The 16,940-nt window shown below is 71.5% G+C and carries 21 protein-coding genes; 11 read left to right on the forward strand and 10 right to left on the reverse strand.

Features of this window, described 5'->3' with window-relative positions; all coding sequences use genetic code 11:
- Nucleotides 1-3 precede the first annotated feature (3 nt).
- From BLR90_RS21125 to BLR90_RS16845, 3 genes are all read left to right on the forward strand, one after another.
- Nucleotides 4-180 carry a DUF6104 family protein gene (locus BLR90_RS21125; protein WP_091026381.1) on the forward strand — a complete coding sequence of 59 codons (177 nt, stop codon included), beginning with the start codon at nucleotides 4-6 and terminating at the stop codon, nucleotides 178-180.
- Nucleotides 181-207: 27 nt separating this feature from the next.
- Nucleotides 208-858 carry an acetoacetate decarboxylase family protein gene (locus BLR90_RS16840; RefSeq protein ID WP_091026382.1) on the forward strand — a complete coding sequence of 217 codons (651 nt, stop codon included), beginning with the start codon at nucleotides 208-210 and terminating at the stop codon, nucleotides 856-858.
- A 243-nt stretch (nucleotides 859-1,101) separates the two neighbouring features.
- Nucleotides 1,102-2,295: an HNH endonuclease signature motif containing protein gene (locus BLR90_RS16845; protein WP_091026383.1), complete on the forward strand. Its 1,194-nt coding sequence runs from the start codon at nucleotides 1,102-1,104 to the stop codon at nucleotides 2,293-2,295.
- Between the two features lie 103 nt (nucleotides 2,296-2,398).
- Here BLR90_RS16845 and BLR90_RS16850 read toward each other — a convergent pair whose 3' ends face one another.
- Nucleotides 2,399-3,736: a serine hydroxymethyltransferase gene (locus BLR90_RS16850; protein WP_091026384.1), complete on the reverse strand. Its 1,338-nt coding sequence runs from the start codon at nucleotides 3,734-3,736 to the stop codon at nucleotides 2,399-2,401.
- Nucleotides 3,737-3,847: 111 nt separating this feature from the next.
- On the opposite strand from BLR90_RS16850, the gene BLR90_RS16855 reads away from it, so the two are divergent.
- Nucleotides 3,848-4,774 (forward strand): helix-turn-helix domain-containing protein, encoded by a 927-nt coding sequence (locus BLR90_RS16855; protein ID WP_091026385.1) that lies wholly within the window; start codon nucleotides 3,848-3,850, stop codon nucleotides 4,772-4,774.
- Between the two features lie 9 nt (nucleotides 4,775-4,783).
- Here BLR90_RS16855 and BLR90_RS16860 read toward each other — a convergent pair whose 3' ends face one another.
- From BLR90_RS16860 to BLR90_RS16870, 3 genes are read right to left on the reverse strand one after another with little or no spacing between them, the layout of a single operon-like run.
- Nucleotides 4,784-5,002 (reverse strand): hypothetical protein, encoded by a 219-nt coding sequence (locus BLR90_RS16860; RefSeq protein ID WP_091026447.1) that lies wholly within the window; start codon nucleotides 5,000-5,002, stop codon nucleotides 4,784-4,786.
- A 23-nt stretch (nucleotides 5,003-5,025) separates the two neighbouring features.
- Nucleotides 5,026-6,201 carry a fatty acid desaturase family protein gene (locus tag BLR90_RS16865; RefSeq protein WP_091026386.1) on the reverse strand — a complete coding sequence of 392 codons (1,176 nt, stop codon included), beginning with the start codon at nucleotides 6,199-6,201 and terminating at the stop codon, nucleotides 5,026-5,028.
- A gap of 10 nt (nucleotides 6,202-6,211) precedes the next feature.
- Complete coding sequence (locus tag BLR90_RS16870) at nucleotides 6,212-7,291, reverse strand: ferredoxin reductase (protein ID WP_091026387.1); 1,080 nt, start codon at nucleotides 7,289-7,291, stop codon at nucleotides 6,212-6,214.
- Between the two features lie 126 nt (nucleotides 7,292-7,417).
- Between BLR90_RS16870 and BLR90_RS16875 the strand changes: the two genes are divergently transcribed.
- Both BLR90_RS16875 and BLR90_RS16880 read left to right on the forward strand, forming a co-directional pair.
- Nucleotides 7,418-8,038, forward strand: a complete 621-nt coding sequence (locus BLR90_RS16875; RefSeq protein ID WP_091026388.1) for a TetR family transcriptional regulator — start codon at nucleotides 7,418-7,420, stop codon at nucleotides 8,036-8,038.
- A gap of 48 nt (nucleotides 8,039-8,086) precedes the next feature.
- Nucleotides 8,087-8,608: a nitroreductase family deazaflavin-dependent oxidoreductase gene (locus BLR90_RS16880; RefSeq protein ID WP_091026389.1), complete on the forward strand. Its 522-nt coding sequence runs from the start codon at nucleotides 8,087-8,089 to the stop codon at nucleotides 8,606-8,608.
- Here BLR90_RS16880 and BLR90_RS16885 read toward each other — a convergent pair.
- From BLR90_RS16885 to BLR90_RS16900, 4 genes are read right to left on the reverse strand one after another with little or no spacing between them, the layout of a single operon-like run.
- Nucleotides 8,605-9,306: an SDR family oxidoreductase gene (locus tag BLR90_RS16885; protein ID WP_091026390.1), complete on the reverse strand. Its 702-nt coding sequence runs from the start codon at nucleotides 9,304-9,306 to the stop codon at nucleotides 8,605-8,607. The genes BLR90_RS16880 and BLR90_RS16885 overlap by 4 nt on opposite strands.
- The gene (locus BLR90_RS16890) at nucleotides 9,303-10,280 is read right to left on the reverse strand and encodes a zinc-binding dehydrogenase (protein WP_091026391.1); all 978 of its coding nucleotides are present in this window, start codon (nucleotides 10,278-10,280) and stop codon (nucleotides 9,303-9,305) included. Before BLR90_RS16890 ends, BLR90_RS16885 begins: the two co-directional genes overlap by 4 nt.
- Nucleotides 10,281-10,289: 9 nt before the next feature.
- Complete coding sequence (locus BLR90_RS16895; RefSeq protein ID WP_425433646.1) at nucleotides 10,290-11,477, reverse strand: NAD(P)-dependent malic enzyme; 1,188 nt, start codon at nucleotides 11,475-11,477, stop codon at nucleotides 10,290-10,292.
- A 58-nt stretch (nucleotides 11,478-11,535) separates the two neighbouring features.
- On the reverse strand, nucleotides 11,536-11,856 hold the full coding sequence (locus tag BLR90_RS16900; RefSeq protein WP_091026392.1) for a S24/S26 family peptidase: 321 nt from the start codon (nucleotides 11,854-11,856) through the stop codon (nucleotides 11,536-11,538).
- A gap of 49 nt (nucleotides 11,857-11,905) precedes the next feature.
- Here BLR90_RS16900 and sodN point away from each other — a divergent pair, with 49 nt between their 5' ends.
- From sodN to BLR90_RS16915, 3 genes are all read left to right on the forward strand, one after another.
- Complete coding sequence (gene sodN, locus BLR90_RS16905) at nucleotides 11,906-12,307, forward strand: superoxide dismutase, Ni (RefSeq protein WP_091026393.1); 402 nt, start codon at nucleotides 11,906-11,908, stop codon at nucleotides 12,305-12,307.
- A 132-nt stretch (nucleotides 12,308-12,439) separates the two neighbouring features.
- Complete coding sequence (locus tag BLR90_RS16910) at nucleotides 12,440-12,862, forward strand: anti-sigma factor (protein ID WP_091026394.1); 423 nt, start codon at nucleotides 12,440-12,442, stop codon at nucleotides 12,860-12,862.
- 1 nt (nucleotide 12,863) lies between these two features.
- Nucleotides 12,864-13,685 carry an RNA polymerase sigma factor SigF gene (locus BLR90_RS16915; protein WP_091026395.1) on the forward strand — a complete coding sequence of 274 codons (822 nt, stop codon included), beginning with the start codon at nucleotides 12,864-12,866 and terminating at the stop codon, nucleotides 13,683-13,685.
- On the opposite strand, the gene BLR90_RS16920 is transcribed toward BLR90_RS16915, so the two are convergent.
- Nucleotides 13,682-14,089, reverse strand: coding sequence for a hypothetical protein (locus BLR90_RS16920; protein WP_143016246.1), 408 nt, complete (start codon nucleotides 14,087-14,089; stop codon nucleotides 13,682-13,684). The two genes, BLR90_RS16915 and BLR90_RS16920, sit on opposite strands and share 4 nt — an antisense overlap.
- A gap of 193 nt (nucleotides 14,090-14,282) precedes the next feature.
- Here BLR90_RS16920 and BLR90_RS16925 point away from each other — a divergent pair, with 193 nt between their 5' ends.
- Nucleotides 14,283-14,534 carry a WhiB family transcriptional regulator gene (locus BLR90_RS16925; RefSeq protein ID WP_091026397.1) on the forward strand — a complete coding sequence of 84 codons (252 nt, stop codon included), beginning with the start codon at nucleotides 14,283-14,285 and terminating at the stop codon, nucleotides 14,532-14,534.
- A 17-nt stretch (nucleotides 14,535-14,551) separates the two neighbouring features.
- On the opposite strand, the gene BLR90_RS16930 is transcribed toward BLR90_RS16925, so the two are convergent.
- Complete coding sequence (locus BLR90_RS16930) at nucleotides 14,552-16,027, reverse strand: sensor histidine kinase (protein WP_091026398.1); 1,476 nt, start codon at nucleotides 16,025-16,027, stop codon at nucleotides 14,552-14,554.
- A 66-nt stretch (nucleotides 16,028-16,093) separates the two neighbouring features.
- Here BLR90_RS16930 and BLR90_RS16935 point away from each other — a divergent pair, with 66 nt between their 5' ends.
- Nucleotides 16,094-16,939, forward strand: a complete 846-nt coding sequence (locus tag BLR90_RS16935) for a DUF2785 domain-containing protein (protein WP_091026399.1) — start codon at nucleotides 16,094-16,096, stop codon at nucleotides 16,937-16,939.
- Nucleotide 16,940: the final 1 nt, after the last annotated feature.

Raw genomic sequence — 16,940 nt, forward strand, 5'->3', positions numbered from 1 at the left:
GGCATGTACTTCACCGACCGCGGGATCGAGGAGCTCGAGAAGCGCCGGGGTGACGAGGAGGTCACCCTGGCGTGGCTGTCCGAGCGCCTCCAGGAGTTCACCGACATCCACCCGGAGTTCGAGACCGCCGTCGAGCGGTTCGCGACCTGGCTCGCGCGGCTGGACGACCCGGACGACTGACCCCCGAACCCCGCTAGGGTTCCGGGCATGGTTGAACAGACCCCCAAGACGAACGCCGACACGACCCCCGAGACGACGTCCTACCCCGCCGCCCCGTGGAGCATGGTGGGCTCGCTGTGGCTCTCCCTGTTCAAGGTGAAGGAGCAGGTCGACGAGACCCGGCCCGCGGGCGTCTACGGCGCCGCCTTCGTCAGCTACGAGGAGGGCAGCCCGCTGACCTACTCCGAGCTCCTGGTCGCCCGGCCGGTCAAGTCCGACGAGCACGGCCGCCGCGTGACGATCACCGACATCTGGGTCGACTCCCCCGCGTCCGTCGCCGGTGGCCGTGAGCTGTGGGCGATCCCGAAGGGGCTGTGCGACTTCACCCTCGAGACCAGCCACACCGGTCCGCTCTCGCGCACGCAGTGGTCCGCCACCGCCGGGCGGCGACCGATCGCCTCCGCCCGCTTCACCGACGTCTCGCGGGCCGCGCTGCGGCTGCCGTTCAAGGGCGGCACCTGGCAGCCCGAGCTCCCGGAGGGCGGTGACGAGAAGACCGCCACCCTGCAGGGCTCGTCCAAGGCGCTGCCGTGCCGCGGCCACTGGGAGTTCGCCGCCGACGGGCCCCTGGCCTGGCTGCGCGGCGCCCGCCCCCTGGCCTCGGCCCGGATGTCGGCGTTCCGGATGACCTTCGGCTGAGCCGCTCGCCTTTTCTCGTTGGTCGAGCCGGGCGAGCGCCAGCGAGCCCGCGTCGAGACCCTCGTGAGGGTGACTGTGTCCTCGGGGAACTGGGGCCCGATTCCGACGGTGGTTGAGGTGCGAGGAGCGCCAGCGACGAGCCTCGAAACCACCATAGTAAAATGTTAGAAATTTCTCGAAACCCCTGTGGAACAAGGCTTCTGAGGCCCCTCACTGTCGGTGCTCGCTGCTTGACTTGCCCCCATGACCACCCCGACCGGACCCGACGCCAGCTCCGTGCTGGATCAGGTCCGCTCGGGCAAAGCAGCTCAGACCCGAGCAGAGCTACGCACCCTCAACGCCCTACTCGAGTGGTGCGTGATCCACGAGACCGACGACGAAGGCGACGCCGCGTTCGGCGACCACGGGATCCCGTTGGCCGGCGACGGGGCACCCTGGGTTTCGGAGTTCGCGGTCATGGAGCTCGGCGCCGCCCTGGGCCAGTCGACCGACTCCGCCAAGAGGTACGTCGGAGCAGCCCTCGAAGTGCGCTACCGCCTCCCCAGGCTGTGGGAGCGCGTCGCCTCAGGCGTCCTTCCGTTCTGGCGGGCCAGGCTCATCGCGGAGCACACCATGTCGTTGCCGGGGCAGGGTGCGGCGTTCGTGGACCAACGCGTCGCGTTCGTCGCGCACAAGGTCTCGTTCGCCGAAGTCCTGCGCCAGGTCGACGCAGCCAGGCTCCGGTTCGACCCCGAAGCCGCAGAGAAGGCCCGCCGCCGGGACGCTGACGGCCGCTGCTTCGACATCCACAAGGACCAGGTCACCCCCGCCGGGACCGTCTCCGTCGACGGCGTCCTCGACCTCCCCGATGCACTCGACCTCGACCTCGCCCTGTCCACACGGGCCGCCGAGCTCAAGGACCTCGGCTGCGACGAGTCGCTCGACGTCCGCCGGGCGTTGGCGGTCGGAGACCTCGCCCGCGGCCACGCCACCCTCGCCTACGACAGACCCCACCGCCAGATCGTGGTCCACCTCCACGGCGACACCGTGTTCGGCAACCCCAACGGCGCCAGCCCCGGGGCCGACAACGTCGGTCGGTGCGACAACACCCGGACACCGATCCTCGCCGAGAGCATTCGCGCCTGGTGCGGCAACCCCGACGCCACGATCATCGTGAAACCCGTCCGCGACCTCGCCGACCACATCCACGTCGGCGCCTACGAGGTCCCCGAGCGCCTGGTCGAGCAAGACACTCTCGTGGACCACCACTGCGTGTTCCCGTGGTGCAGCAGACCAGCGGCCCGCTGCGACATCGACCACGTCGTTCCGCACAACCGTGGCGGACCTACCTGTTCCTGCAACCTTGCCCCGCTGTGTCGAGGCACTTCAGCTCGAGGCTTACGACGTCCCCGACTCGGCGCCTACCTGTGGCCCCCGCGAACATCTGCTCGGCCGTGACCGCGCCGGCACCGAACCACTCACCGGCGAACCTGACCACGCCACCCCCTCCGCGCGACCCGACGGTCCACCAGCCTGCCCAGGCACGTGAAGCGCGGCTGGGTCAGCCAGGCAGGTCGGCGGTGAAATGGACTCCGCTGAACTGCGCGCGCCACTGCGTGACCTTAGGGCCGACGCTCGCCGGGTCGGTGGCGGGGTCGAGGCCGGCCGCGACGAAGCCCGCCAGGTCGTCCATGTCGGCGGCGGTCATGCCGAGGCGCGCCACCTCGGGCGTGCCCAGCCGCAGCCCGTTGTTGTCGCCCGGGACCTCCGCGACCGGCAGGCCGATGCCGCAGGTGAGCAGGTTGGCCCGGCGCAGCCGCTGCGAGGCCCGCTGCCCGCCACCGAACGGCTCGGCGAGCGCCGCGAGCTGGTGCGAGCGCGTGGGCCCGTGTGCCCCGCGGTAGAGCGCGACGTCCCGTCGTTCCAGGCCCTCGGCTAGCGCGGCGGCGGTCTCGACCATCCTGGCGGCGTACGCCGCCCCGGCGACCTTCCAGTCCACCATCGTGACCGCGAGCGCGGCGGCCTTGGCGGCGTCGAAGTTGGCCGTGAGGCCGGGGTAGGCCACGGCGTCCAGGCGCTGTGCCAACTCGGCGTCGTTGGTGACGATGAGTCCGCTGGGCGGGCCGCCGAGGCTCTTGTACGTGCTCATCGTCATCAGGTGCGCGCCCTCGTCGAGCGGGTTGGGCCAGGCGCCCCCGGCGACCAGGCCGCACACGTGGGCCGCGTCGAAGAGCACCTTGGCCCCGACCTCGTCGGCGATCTCGCGCACGGCGGACACCGGGTGCGGGTAGAGGTTGAGGCTCGCGCCCAGCGTGATCAGCCGCGGCCGGACCTCGTGAGCCAGGTCCCGGAGCCGGGGCAGGTCGACGGTGAACGCCTGCGGGTCCACGGGCGCCTCAACGGTGCGGAGTCGGTACATCCCCGCCGAGCCTCCCGCGTGGTGGGTCACGTGTCCGCCGATGGAGGGCGGCGGCGCGATGATCGTGTCGCCCGGCTCGCAGGTCACCAGGAACGCGTAGAGGTTGGCGACGGCACCCGACGGCACCCGGATCTCGGCGTACGACGCCCCGAAGACCTCGGCGGCGAGCTCGGCGGCCAGGACCTCGATCCGCTCGATCGCCTCGAGCCCGGTCTCGTACTTCTCCCCCGGGTAGCCCAGCGACGCGCGTGACCCGAGCCGGGCCGAGAGCAGGGCCTCGGCGCGGGGGTTCATCAGGTTCGTGGCCGGGTTGAGGTTGAGCGTCTCGACGTTGTGGATCCGGTCGTTCTCGGCGACCAGCCGGTCGATCTCGGCGAGGGCCTCGGCCGGGGAGGCGTCGGCCGCGCGGGCCGCGAGGTCGGCGACCAGGGCCTCGCTGGCGGCGGGGACCCAGGGCCGGTGCTGGAGAGCGTGCGTCATGGGCGCCAACCTAGGGCGGGGCGGGGAGCACGCGCACCGGACGCGTGCACGGACCTACGGGAACTCTCTCCTACAGTTGTACGAACAGGCACGGCGGAGCGGAGGCCACGGGTGGGTGCGGGAGACGTCCAGGACGTGCTCGACTCGCTCGCGGACGACCTGGACCGCAGCCTCACGCTCGACGGCCCCGAGGGGGACCTGCTCGCCCACAGCATCCGGGGCGACGACAGCGACCGGGCCCGGGTCAGCAGCATCCTGCGCCGCAGCGTCGCCCCCGACGTGCACGCGTGGCAGCTTCGCCACGTCGACCTCACGATCGGCACCCTGCAGCGGGTGCCGGCCAACGCCTCGCTGGAGCTCTCCGCTCGCCGCTGTCTGGTGGTCCGCGCCCAGGACCGGTGTGTGGCGCTGGTGTGGCTGCTCGACGACGGCACGCCGCTGACCGACGCCGACCTCGACGCCGTACGTCGTGCCTCCGGCGACCTCGCGCGCCTCCTGACGGGGCGCGAGCGGCGCAGCGCCCGGCTGCGCGTGGTGGCCACTGCCGACGACCGCCCGCCGGCCGTCGTCGCCACCGAGGACGAGCTGCGACGTGCGGTGGCCGCTGCCCCCGCCGGCACGGCGGTCGGGGTCAGCGACCCGGGCGAGCCGGGCCGGGCCGCGGGCGCAGCGCTGGTGCGCCAGGCCGAGCTGGCGGCCCGGATCTCCGCCGACGACCCCTCCGTGCCCTCGCCCGCGCACTGGTCCGCGCTCGGGATCTACCGGCGGCTCGACTCCGACCCGGCCCACCCGGACCCGCTGGCGGCGCTCGACGCGTCGCCCTCGGGCCCGATGCTGCTGGAGACGCTCGAGGCCTACCTCGACCTCGCCGGCGACGTCCGGGCGACGGCCGCACGGCTGCGCCTGCACCGCAGCAGCCTCTACTACCGGCTGGAGCGGCTGGCCGCGGTCCTCACCATGGACCTCGGCGACGGGCGGGTCCGGCTGGAGCTGCACCTGGCAGTCAAGCAGCGCCGCTGGGACCGCGTGAGCCGCTGAGCCCGGCGGTCAGTCGCCCTGCTCCTCGGCGGCCTTCTTAGAGGCGTCCTTGATCTCGAACAGCTCGGTGGCGAAGCCACCCAGCGCGCCCGCCACGTCCTGCACGGCCTTGGTGATGATGCCGGCGACCTCGCCGACCGTGGAGGCCGCGGCCTCCACGGTGGACTGCACGGCGTCCTTGCCGATCTCCGGCTTGGAGAGGCGGTCGGGGCCGGGACGCTCGCTCATCCGGCCATTGTGGCCCTCGATGCTCACGCGGCCAACGGGGTCTCGGCCACCGGCTCCCCGGAGCGGCCGCCGCCGAGGAAGCCGGGCAGGAAGCGGGGCGCCTTGTCGGGCAGGGCGAAGCGGCAGATCTTGCGCGCGACGCTGCCCAGCTGCTTGCCCAGGGGGCCGGTGTTGTAGGCGATCCCGTAGCGCTCGCAGATCTCGCGGACCTCCTCCGCGATCTCCGGGTAGCGCCGCGCCGGAAGGTCGGGGAAGAGGTGGTGCTCGATCTGGTGCGACAGGTTGCCGGTCATCACGTGGAAGAGCTTGCTGCCGGTGATGTTGGCCGAGCCCAGGAGCTGGCGGTAGTACCAGTGCCCGCGCGACTCGTCCTCGCACTCCTCCTGGGAGAACGTCGAGACCCCCGCCGGGAAGTGGCCGCAGAAGATGATGTTGAACGCCCAGATGTTGCGGACCAGGTTGGCCGTCGCGTTGCCCGCGAAGGTCAGCGGGAACAGCGGCCCGGTCAGCGCCGGGAACAGCAGGTAGTCCTTGAGCGCCTGGTTGCGGATCTTGCGGATCAGCCCGGCGTGCAGGTGCTTGGTCTCGGCCCACGTCTTCTCGCCGGCCATGATCCGCTCGAACTCCAGGTCGTGCATGGCCACGCCCCACTCGAAGCCGAGCATCAGCAGGGTCGCGTAGAGCGGGTTGCCGAGGTAGTGCGGCTTCCACTCCTGCTCCTCGTCCATGCGCAGGATGCCGTAGCCGATGTCGCGGTCCTTGCCGAGGATGTTGGTGTAGGTGTGGTGGATGTAGTTGTGGCTGTACTTCCACTGGTCGCTCGGGCAGACGTTGTCCCACTCGTACATGCGGGAGTTCAGGCCCGGGTCACCCATCCAGTCGTACTGGCCGTGCATGACGTTGTGGCCGATCTCCATGTTGTCGAGGATCTTGGAGACGCTCAGCGCGGCCACGGCGAGCGGCCATGCGGGAGGCACGTAGAAGAGCGCCCGACCGGCGACCTCGAAGGCGCGCTGGGCCTTGACGACGTTGCGGATGTAGGTCGCGTCCTCCTCACCGAGGCGGCCGATGACCCGCTGCCGGATCTCGTCCAGCTCGGCGCCGAAGGCCTCGATCTGCTCGGGGGTGAGGCGGCGCAGCAGCGCGTCGCCGGGGATCGTGTGGGTGTCGGTGGGGGCGGACTGGGCGGTGACGGTCATGGCGGTCCTTTCAGAGCTCCACGGTGCAGTCGCCGACAGGGGCGCTGACGCAGATGCGGATGTCTTCGTCGGGGAGGGAGGACTCCTCGCCGGTGAGCACGTTGCGGACGGTGCCCTCGCTCTTGCGGGAGGTGCAGGTGAAGCAGATGCCCATGCGGCAGCCGAACTCGGGACGCAGCCCGAGTGCCTCGGCCTGCTCCAGGAGCGAGGCCCCGGAGTTGGGCGCCGACTCGCCGGAGCGGCTGAACGAGACGTCGCCGCCCACCTCGCTGGAGGCGGCCGGCCGCGGGGCCTTGAAGTACTCGACACGGAGGGCGTCGGACCCGTCGTACGCCGCCTGGACGGCCTCGATCAGCGGCGCCGGGCCGCAGGCCCAGGTCGGCACGTCGCGGTAGCCGGGCACCAGGCGCTCGAGCCAGGCCGGCGAGAGGGCCGGGTCGCCCAGCTCGGGGTGGAGCAGGTGGACGTCGATGCCGTGGCCGGAGCGGCGGATCTCGTCGAGCTCGGCGGCGAAGATCTGGTGATCGGGGCTCTGCGCGTAGTGCACGAACGTCACCCGGCCGCGGTGCGTGCGGCGCTGCAGGGAGCGCAGCATCGACATCACCGGGGTGATGCCGGAGCCCCCGGAGATGAAGAGCACGTGCTCCGGGACGTGGTCGGGCAGCACGAAGTCGCCCTCGGCCTCGGAGAGGTGGACCATCGTTCCGGGCGTGGCCCGCTTCACCAGGTAGCGCGACACGACCCCGTCGGGGTTGGCGCGCAGCGTGATCGTGAACCGGTCGCCGCGGCGGGAGTCGGGGCTCGAGACGGTGAAGACCCGCGTCGTACGGCGGGCGCCGTCGATCTCGACCCCGAGCTGGACGTGCTGCCCCGCGCGGTGGCCGCGCCAGGTCGACGTCGGCTGGAGGGTGATCGTGGCGACGGGCGGGTGGCCGGGGACGTCGACCTCCCGGTCGACGCTCACGATGCGGGCGCGCACCTCGTGGGCGGCCCACATCGGGTTGACCTGCTCGAGGTAGCGGTCGACGCCGTGGGGCGAGGTCAGTGCGGCCACAGCACGTGAGCGGAGGATGCTCTGCCCAATGCTCATGGGGGGCTCCTTCGTCGAAGTTTGAGTGTACGTTCGTACACCGAAAACCCTGGCAGGGCCTCCCGTCGCAGGTCAACCGGCTCAGCCGTGACTGTGCACACATGTGCACTGATATGGTCGTGGGTTGTGACCGAGACCCGGGGTGAGCGCAAGGAGCGCACCCGGCGGGCGATCCTCGACGCCGCGCTGGCCCTCTGCGAGGAGAGCAGCCTGGTCGCGCTGTCCCTGCGCCAGGTGGCCAAGGAGGTCGGCATCGTGCCGACGGCGTTCTACCGCCACTTCGACTCGATCGAGGCGCTCGGCCTGGCCCTGGTCGACGAGTCGTTCGTGTCGCTGCGCGCGATGCTGCTCGACGTACGGCGCAGCAACCCGGGCTTCGACGACACCATCGACTCCTCGATCGGGATCCTGGTCGAGCACGTGCATCGCCAACGGGCGCACTTCCAGTTCATCGCACGCGAGCGGGCCGCCGGTCCGGCGCAGGTCCGCGAGGCGATCAACCGCGAGATCAGTCTGTTCGAGCACGAGCTGGCCACGGACCTGGCGCGGCTGCCGGGCACCGTTACCTGGTCGTCGGAGGACCTGCGCATCCTCTCCGGCCTGATCGTCACCGCCATGGTCGCCACCGCCGAGGCGATCCTGCGCTCCCCCGGGCGCCCCGACGTCGAGAAGCAGATCGTGGAGGACGCCCGCGTCCAGCTGCGGATGGTCCTCGTCGGCGCGCTCAACTGGCGTTCGCGCACCTGAGTTGCGCATTCGGGCGACACCGCCCGACGCCTCGTGGTCGACTGCCCCATGAGCATCGCCGCCGACCTCGGCTACGCGTTCAAGCGGCCGAACCCGTTCCAGCGCCTGATGCAGGCGTTCGCGTCGAGCCGATTCGGGGCCTGGCTCTTCTCCAAGCTGCTGCACCATCTCGACGACGCCGTCGGACGGCTCAGCGGCGGGCGACAGAGCGTGCCCGGGCTGCTGGCCGGGCTGCCGGTGGTCGACGTCACCACGACGGGGCGCAAGTCCGGCCTGCGTCGTACGACGCACCTGATCTCGATCCCGGTCGGCGACACGCTCGCCCTGCTCGGCACCAACTTCGGCCAGGCCTCCACGCCGGCCTGGGTGTTCAACCTCGAGGCCGACCCGCACGCCAGCGTGGCCTTCCGGGGCACGACCCTCGACGTGGTGGCCCGGCCCGCGACGGAGGCGGAGTTCGACGAGGTGATGGCTGCGTCGGCGGGGATCTACGGCGGCTACAAGAAGTACCGCACCCGGATCACGGGTCGCCGGATCCGGATCTTCGTGCTGGAGCCCGCCTCTACCTAGGTGGCGCGCGGGACGACCGGACGGACCGTGACCTCGGGGATCGTGGCGTCGCGCGGCAGGTCGAGCACGTGGAGGATCGTGTCGGCGACGGTCTCCGGGGAGATCCACCGCGAGGCGTCGTAGGTGCGCCCCTCCTGCTCGTGCACCTTCTCCTGCATGGGGGTGGCCGTCCGGCTGGGGAAGACCGTGGTCACCCGGACGCCGTGCTCGACCTCCTCGGCCCGCAGCGAGTCGGCGAAACCGCGCAACCCGAACTTGGACGCGGCGTACGCCGACCAGTCGGCGCTCGCCGAGAGCCCGGCTGAGGAGTTGACGAAGACGATCGTCCCCCGCGTGCGTCGTACGGCGGGGAGGCACAGGCGCGTGAGCAGGGCCGGGGCCAAGAGGTTGACGTCGACCTGTGCGCGCAGGTGCGCCAGCGACTGGTCGGCGACCGGCGCGAGGTCGACGACCCCGGCCACGTGGTGCACGGAGTCGAGCTCGTCGGGCAGGCCGGTCAGTGCGGCGACGGCGTCGGGGTCGGCCAGGTCGGCGACCAGCACCTGGCTGCCGGGGTAGCGCGCGCCCAGCTCGGCGCCGCGCTCCTCGGAGCGGGCGAGCAGCACCAGGTGGTCGCCGCGGGCGTGCAGCCGGTCGGTGAGCGCGGCGCCGATCCCGGAGCCGGCGCCGGTGACCAGGTGGCTGGCGGGCCCGCTCATCGCGTGAAGACGACCTTGCCGAAGATGTCGCCGCCGGCCATCGCGGCGAAGCCCTCGCGGGCGTCGGCCATGGGGATCGACCGGTCGATCAGCGGCCGCGCCCCGGTCGCGTCCAGCATCGTGACCAGCGACGCCAGCTCGGCGCGGGTGCCCATGGTCGAGCCGATCACGCTGAGCTGGAGGAAGAAGATGCGGGTCAGCTCGGCGTCATCGAGCTTGGGACCCGACGTCGTGCCGCTGATGACGATCCGCCCGCCGGGCCGCAGCGCCCGGATCGAGTGTGACCACGTGGCGCGGCCGACGGTCTCCATCACCGCGTCGACCTTGACCGGCAGCCGGGCTCCCGACTCGAAGACCTCATGGGCGCCGAGCTCGAGCGCCTTGGCCCGCTTGGCCTCGTCGCGTGAGGTGGCGAGCACCTTGAGCCCGCCCGCGCGGGCCAGCGTGATCAGCGCGGTGGCGACTCCGCCGCCGGCGCCCTGGACCAGCACGGTCTCGCCGGGCTTGAGGTCGCCCTGGCTGAAGAGCATCCGGTAGGCGGTGAGCCAGGCCGTCGGCAGGCAGGCGGCCTCCTCGAACGACAGCGACGCCGGCTTGGGCACGACGTTGACCGCGGGCACCACGACGGAGTCGGCGAACGTGCCCTGGTGCCGCTCGGAGAGCAGGGAGCGCTTGGGGTCGAACGTCTCGTCGCCGCGCCACGCGGGGTCGGAGATCACGGAGTGCACGACGACCTCGTTGCCGGCCTCGTCGTACCCCGCCGCGTCGCAGCCCAGGATCATCGGCAGCGCCTCCTCGCGCAGGCCCACGCCCTGCAGCGACCAGAGGTCGTGGTGGTTGAGCGAGGCCGCCTTGACGGTCACCCGGGTCCACCCGTCGGGCACCTCTGGGTCGGGCCGCTCGCCGACCACGAGGCCGGAGAACGGGTCGTCGGAGTCGGCGGCGGCGAAGGAGTCGGCGTAGACAGCGAACATGTCTCGACCCTAGCGGCGCGCGACGCCGTCCCTGCGGGCGGCGGCGGACACGGCGGCGGCGACGGCCGGGCCGACCCGCGGGTCGAACGGTGAGGGGATGATGAGGTCCTCGGACAGGTCGTCGCCCACCAGGGCGGCGAGCGCCTCGGCGGCGGCGAGCTTCATGCCCTCGGTGATCGCGGTCGCGTGTACGTCGAAGGCGCCGCGGAAGATGCCGGGGAACGCGAGCACGTTGTTGATCTGGTTGGGGAAGTCGGAGCGCCCCGTGGCCACGACCCGGGCGTGCCGGTGGGCGACGTCGGGGTGGACCTCGGGCATCGGGTTGGCCAGGCCGAAGACGATCGACTCGGGCGCCATCGTGGCGACGTACTCCTCGGGCACGGTGCCGCCGGAGACGCCGATGAACACGTCGGCGCCGACGAGCACGTCGGCCAGCGAGCCGGTGCGGCCGAAGTGGTCGGCGGTGTCGACGGCGAGCGCCCGCTTGACGGGGGTGAGGTCACCGCGGCCGGAGTGCAGCACGCCCTTGCGGTCGACCACGGCGAGGTCCTTGATGCCGGCCTCGAGCAGGATCCGGGCCACGGCCACACCGGCCGCACCGGCACCGGAGATGACCACACGGGTGCCCTCGGGGCTGCGCCCGGTGAGCCGCAGCGCGTTGGTCAGTGCGGCCAGGGCGACCACGGCGGTGCCGTGCTGGTCGTCGTGGAAGACGGGGATGTCGAGGCGCTCCTTGAGCCGGTCCTCGATCTCGAAGCAGCGCGGCGCCGAGATGTCCTCGAGGTTGATCCCGCCGAAGCTCGGAGCCAGGCGGACCACGGTCTCGATGATCTCCTCGACGTCGGTGGTGTCGAGACAGATCGGCACGGCGTCGACGCCACCGAACTGCTTGAACAGCACGGCCTTGCCCTCCATCACCGGCATCGCGGCGGCAGGCCCGATGTCGCCGAGGCCGAGCACGGCGGTGCCGTCGCTCACGATCGCGACCACGTTGGGCACCCACGTGTAGTGCTGGGTCATCGACGGGTCGGCGGCGATCGCCTCGCACACCAGCGCCACGCCGGGCGTGTAGGCCTTCGAGAGGTCGTCGGCACCGGTCAGCGAAACCGTCGAGACGGTCTGCATCTTCCCGCCGACGTGCAGGTCGAAGACGGGGTCGCCGGCATGCGGGTGCGAGGAAGAGTCAGCGGCAGCCACGAACGTCGATCCTTCCACACGCGAATGCGTTGCCCGCACCAGTCCCAGATGAGGCCCGTCACAGCCGCCGAGCAGGGCGGGGCCAGGCACGGGCCAGCACGACGGCGAGCACGTCCGCGTCGGCGACCGGCCCGCGGTGGCGCGAGTCGACCCCGGCCCTGGCGTTGTCGCTGAGCAGCCACCAGCCCGTCGTACGACGCTCCGCGGCGCGCTTGACGGTGAGCGTCCCGTCGGGGAAGCGCGCGACCACGACGTCCCCGGGTGCGGGTCGGCGGCGGTAGGAGACCAGCAGCCGGTCGCCCGCCGACAGCGCCGGCTCCATGGACTCACCGCGCACGAGTGCCCACCCCCAGAACGCGCCTCGTCCACCCTCCCGCATGCGGAGTAGTGTCCCAGCGAGAAGCTCACACGACGACGAGAGGACACGCATGTTTGCGCGACTGTTCGCCCCCACTGTTGAGGTCTCGGCCCACTGCGACCTCCCCTGCGGTGTCTACGACCCGGCCCAGGCACGGATCGAGGCGGAGTCGATCAAGGCGATCATCGCCAAGGTGGCCGACAACGACGACCCCGACTTCCGGACGCGGGCCATCCTGATCAAGGAGCAGCGCTCCGAGCTGGTCAAGCACCACCTGTGGGTGCTGTGGACCGACTACTTCAAGCCCCCGCACTTCGAGAAGTACCCCCAGCTCCACACCCTGGTCAACGAGGCGACCAAGCTCGCCGGCGCCTCGGGCACCAAGGGTGAGCTCGACGCCGGCAAGGCCGACGAGCTGCTCGCCAAGATCGACGAGATCGACGAGATCTTCTGGGAGACCAAGAAGGCCTGACGTTCTCGAGCACTAGACCAGCGTTTGTCGAGGCCGGTCACCGGGTACACACCGGTGGCCGGCCTCGGCCGTTGCTCGCAACCATCGCAGTAGGGTCGGTCGACCTGACCCGCACCAACGAAGGACGAACACATGTCTGAGACGGGCACCGCTCAGGGCGGCATCACCAACGGCCGGGCCGACGTCGAGCTGCGTCTCCCCGCCGACAGCGCCTACGCCTCCGTGCTGCGTACGACGACGGCGGGCCTGGCCGCGCGCCTCGACTTCACGATCGACGACATCGAGGACCTGCGCATCGCCGTCGGCGAGGCCAACGCGATGGTGCTGCCCGAGGCCGACCTCGGCTCCGACCTCACCTGCGAGTTCTTCCTCGCGCCCGGCGAGCTCCGGATCGCCGTCGGGGTCACGTCCGCCGAGGCGCCGGCACCCGACTACGACAGCTTCGCGTGGCAGGTGCTCAGCACGCTCGCCACCACCGCCACCGCGGAGTCGCGCGACGGCCGGTTCGTCGTGACCATGACGATGCAGTCGACAGCCGGCGGACCCGGCCTCTGACATGGACGCCCCACCTCCCCGGGACGTCACGGTCTCGGACGACGACGAACCCCTGGTCGGGGTCGAGCTCACGCGCTTCACGAGCGCGGGGCTGTTCGTGGAGTTCCACGACGACACCTCCCCTCAGTCCACCCGTGACGCGGCGCGCGACTCGCTGGTCCGCCTGCACCTGCCGCTCGTGGAGCACTGCGCGCGCCGGTTCCGCAACCGCGGTGAGCCGTTCGAGGACCTCGTGCAGGTGGGCACGATCGGCCTGATCAAGTCGATCGACCGGTTCGACACCGACCGGGGCGTGGAGTTCTCCACCTATGCCACGCCGACGATCATCGGCGAGATCAAGCGCTACTTCCGGGACAAGGGCTGGGCGATCCGGGTGCCGCGCCGGCTCCAGGAGCTGCGCATGCAGATCGGTGCCGCGTCGGCCGAGCTGACCCAGTCGCTCGGCCGCTCCCCCACCCCGCGCGAGCTGGCCGAGACCATCGGCTGCACGGTGGAGGAGATCGTGGAGGGGATCGAGTCGAGCAACGCCTACTCCACCCTCTCGCTCGACGCCTCCGACGACTCCGACGACTCGACCCCGTCGATGCTCGACGCGATCGGCGTCGACGACGAGGGGCTCGAGCACGTCGAGATCCGCGAGTCGATCAAGCCGCTGCTCGACAAGCTGGACCCCCGCGAGAAGAAGATCCTGCTCCTGCGCTTCTTCAAGAACATGACCCAGTCCCAGATCGCCGAGGAGATCGGCGTCTCGCAGATGCACGTCTCGCGGTTGCTCACCCGCACCCTGGACCAGCTGCGGGCCTCGCTGGAGGAGCAGGACTAGTCCGCCCGGCCCCGCATCGGGTCGTCGGCGAGCACGTCCTGGGTGGCCGGGCTCAGCATGCCCGCGACCACGATCAGGGCGACCAGGGCCATCGGGATGCTCAGCTCGAGCCGGTCGCGCAGGTTCCAGGCGAGCCCGAGCTGGATCAGCTGGGTCAGCAGCACCGGGCCACGGGCCCACGCGTGCTGGCGGGTGAGCGCCCACGCGCAGCCCAGCAGCGCGGCGCCGTACGCGAAGAAGAACGCGCTCGTGGTGAGGCCCATCGACATCCGCTCGGAGGACAGGCTGGCGGCCTCGAGCACCGCGAAGAGGAGCAGCAGCAGTCCCTGGACGGCGACCAGCGAGGCCGCGACGAGGAGCTGGGGCGGGTTGGCGGGCACGCCCGGAGGGGCCGGTTCGGACACGTTCGCAGCGTACGGGGCTCCCCGGTGGGACTGCCTGTGACCCAACCGACCTACCAAAAGGCTTGATCCGGGCGGGTTTACTTGCGAGTCTGGACCTTCCGCTCGTGAAATCGTTCACATTTGCGACTACACGCGCGCCCGCAGGCCTGAGTACCCCTGCCTGCACTCAATGCGAAAGTGAGATCCACCCTCCATGGATTGGCGCCACCGTTCCGCGTGTCTCGATGAGGACCCGGAGCTGTTCTTTCCGATCGGCAACACCGGTCCGGCCATCCTCCAGATCGAGGAGGCCAAGCAGGTGTGCCGACGCTGCGACGTGCGCGAGCAGTGCCTGGCGTGGGCGATCGAGGCGGGTCAGGACCACGGCGTGTGGGGTGGGCTCAGCGAGGACGAGCGGCGGGCGCTCAAGCGCCGCAACGCGCGCTCCCGCGTCCGGACGGCCTGACCCTGCTGGGGTAGGCCTCAGTCGAGAGGTACGTCGACCTCGGCGCGCGTCCCGCTCCCGTGCGGGCTCGGGCCGATCGTCAGCAGGCCGCCGAGCTCGGACTCGACGAGGGTGCGGACGATCGACAGCCCGAGGCTGGCCGACGTGTCCAGGTCGAAGTCGGGCGGCAGTCCACGACCGTCGTCCTCGACGGTCATGTGCAGCCGCCCCACCAGGCGCTGCACGGTGACCGTGATCGTGCCGGTGGCCTCGGCGTCCTCGGGGTCGTAGCCGTGCTCGACGGCGTTCTGCAGCACCTCGGTCAGCACCATCGCCAGCGCGGTGGCCGACTCGGAGGGCAGGACCCCGAACGTGCCCTCGCGGCGCACGCGCACCCGGCCTCCGAGCGAGCCGACCTCCGCGACCATGGTGCCGAGCCGGTCGGCGATCTCGTCGAACTCGACGGTCTCCCCCACGGCCTGGCTGAGCGTCTCGTGGACGATGGCGATCGAGCCGACCCGGCGTACGGCCTCCTCGAGCGCGAGCTTCGCCTCCTCGGAGTCGATCCGGCGGGCCTGGAGCCGCAGCAGCGCCGCGACGGTCTGCAGGTTGTTCTTCACCCGGTGGTGGATCTCGCGGATCGTCGCGTCCTTGGTGACCAGCTCCCGGTCGCGCCGGCGCAGCTCGGTCACGTCGCGCACCAGGATCAGGCCGCCGATGTGCTCGCCCAGCGGTCGCAGGGGGATGGCCCGCACGATCAGGGACACCAGGTCGGTGCCGATCTCGGTGTCGCGCTGCGCGCGGCCGCCGAGCACCGCGCTCAGCGTCTCCTCGTCGGGGCGCCGCCGGGGCGGGACCAGGTCGCGGGTGAGGTCGGTCAGCACGAGACCCGTCAGGTCGCCCGAGAGCCCGAGCCGCCGGTAGACCGACAGCGCGTTGGGGCTCGCGTAGACGACCCGGCCGGCCTCGTCGACGCGCAGGAAGCCGTCGCCGACGCGGGGTGAGTCGGCGTGGTCGCTGCGCTGACCGGTGGACGGGAAGTGCCCGGCGGCGATCATCTGGGTCAGGTCGGCGGCGGTCTGGAGGTAGGACAGCTCGAGCCGGCTCGGTGTGCGCACCCCGAGCAGGTTGGTGTTGCGGGCGATGACGGCGATGACCCGCCCGGACCGCCGTACGGGGATGGTCTCCACCCGCACCGGCACGTCGTCGCGCCACTCGGGGTCTCCCTCGCGCACCAGGCGGCCGTGCGCCCACGCCTCGTCGAGCATCGCGCGCCGCCCGGCGGGCACGAAAGTCCCCACGATGTCGTCGACGTACGCCGTGGGGCCGGTCGTGGGCCGCATCTGGGCGCCCGCCCAGAACCCGTTGCCGCGCTGGTCGGGGAGCCACAGCACGAGGTCCGCGAAGGAAAGGTCCGCGATGATCTGCCAGTCGGCCATGAGCAGCTGCAACCACGCCACGTCGTCCTCGTCGAGGTCCGTGTGGCTCCGCACGAGCTCGATCAGGGAGGGCACCGAGCCAGCCTAGGTGGATGAGACCCCGGGGCGACGGGACGCCAGGTCTTTGACAGGATGGGCGGCATGTCTCGGGCGTACTGGAAGCAGATTCACGACGATGACTTCGCAGTGCCGACGGACCGACCACTGGCCGATCTCACGGCCGAGCTGACCCGACTTCTGGGCGATGTCGACCCTGACCTCCGCGACGGCCTCGCGCTGCCGGCGCTGGCGACGTGGGTCGAGCGCGGCGTCTACGACGACCTGCTGCGGGGCCTGGGCGACGGCATGGCCGCCGGGCTGCGGGCGGGCCTGGGCGAGACCGGCTCCGACACCGTCTTCCGCCGCAGCTTCTCCGTCCTGGTGCTGGGCGAGTGCATCCGGCGCGACAACGAGCGGCCGCTGGTGCCGGGCGGCACGGTGCTCGACTGGGGTGACCGGGTCGCCACCTGGATCCTCCAGGAGCGCGACCTGCGCGGCTACGTGCCGGGCAAGGGCTGGGCCCACGCGATCGCGCACGGCGCCGACGCCCTCGGCACGCTCGCCGAGTCGCCGCACGTCGGGGCCGCCGAGCTGGTGGTCGTGCTCGACGTGATCGCCGAACGACTCTGCCTGCCGGTCGACGCGCTGTTCACCGCCGGGGAGCCCGACCGGTTGGCCCTGGCCGCGATGTGCGTGCTGCGCCGCAACCGCGTGCCCTTCGACATCGTCGAGCCGTGGGTCGAGACTCTGGCCGAGGCCGCCCGCACCCGGCCGTGGAGCGACGACCGTGACCCGTTCCTGGCCGGCGGCAACGCCGAGGCCTTCCTCCGGGCGCTCTACCTGCAGCTCGCGATGGGGCAGCGACCACCCGCCGTACGAGCCGACCTGATGCTCCTGCTCGTCGACGCTCTGCGGTCCACCAACCCGCACTACCTGGGGCCGAAGTAGC

Source organism: Nocardioides szechwanensis (assembly GCF_900103935.1).
GTDB lineage: Bacteria > Actinomycetota > Actinomycetes > Propionibacteriales > Nocardioidaceae > Nocardioides > Nocardioides szechwanensis.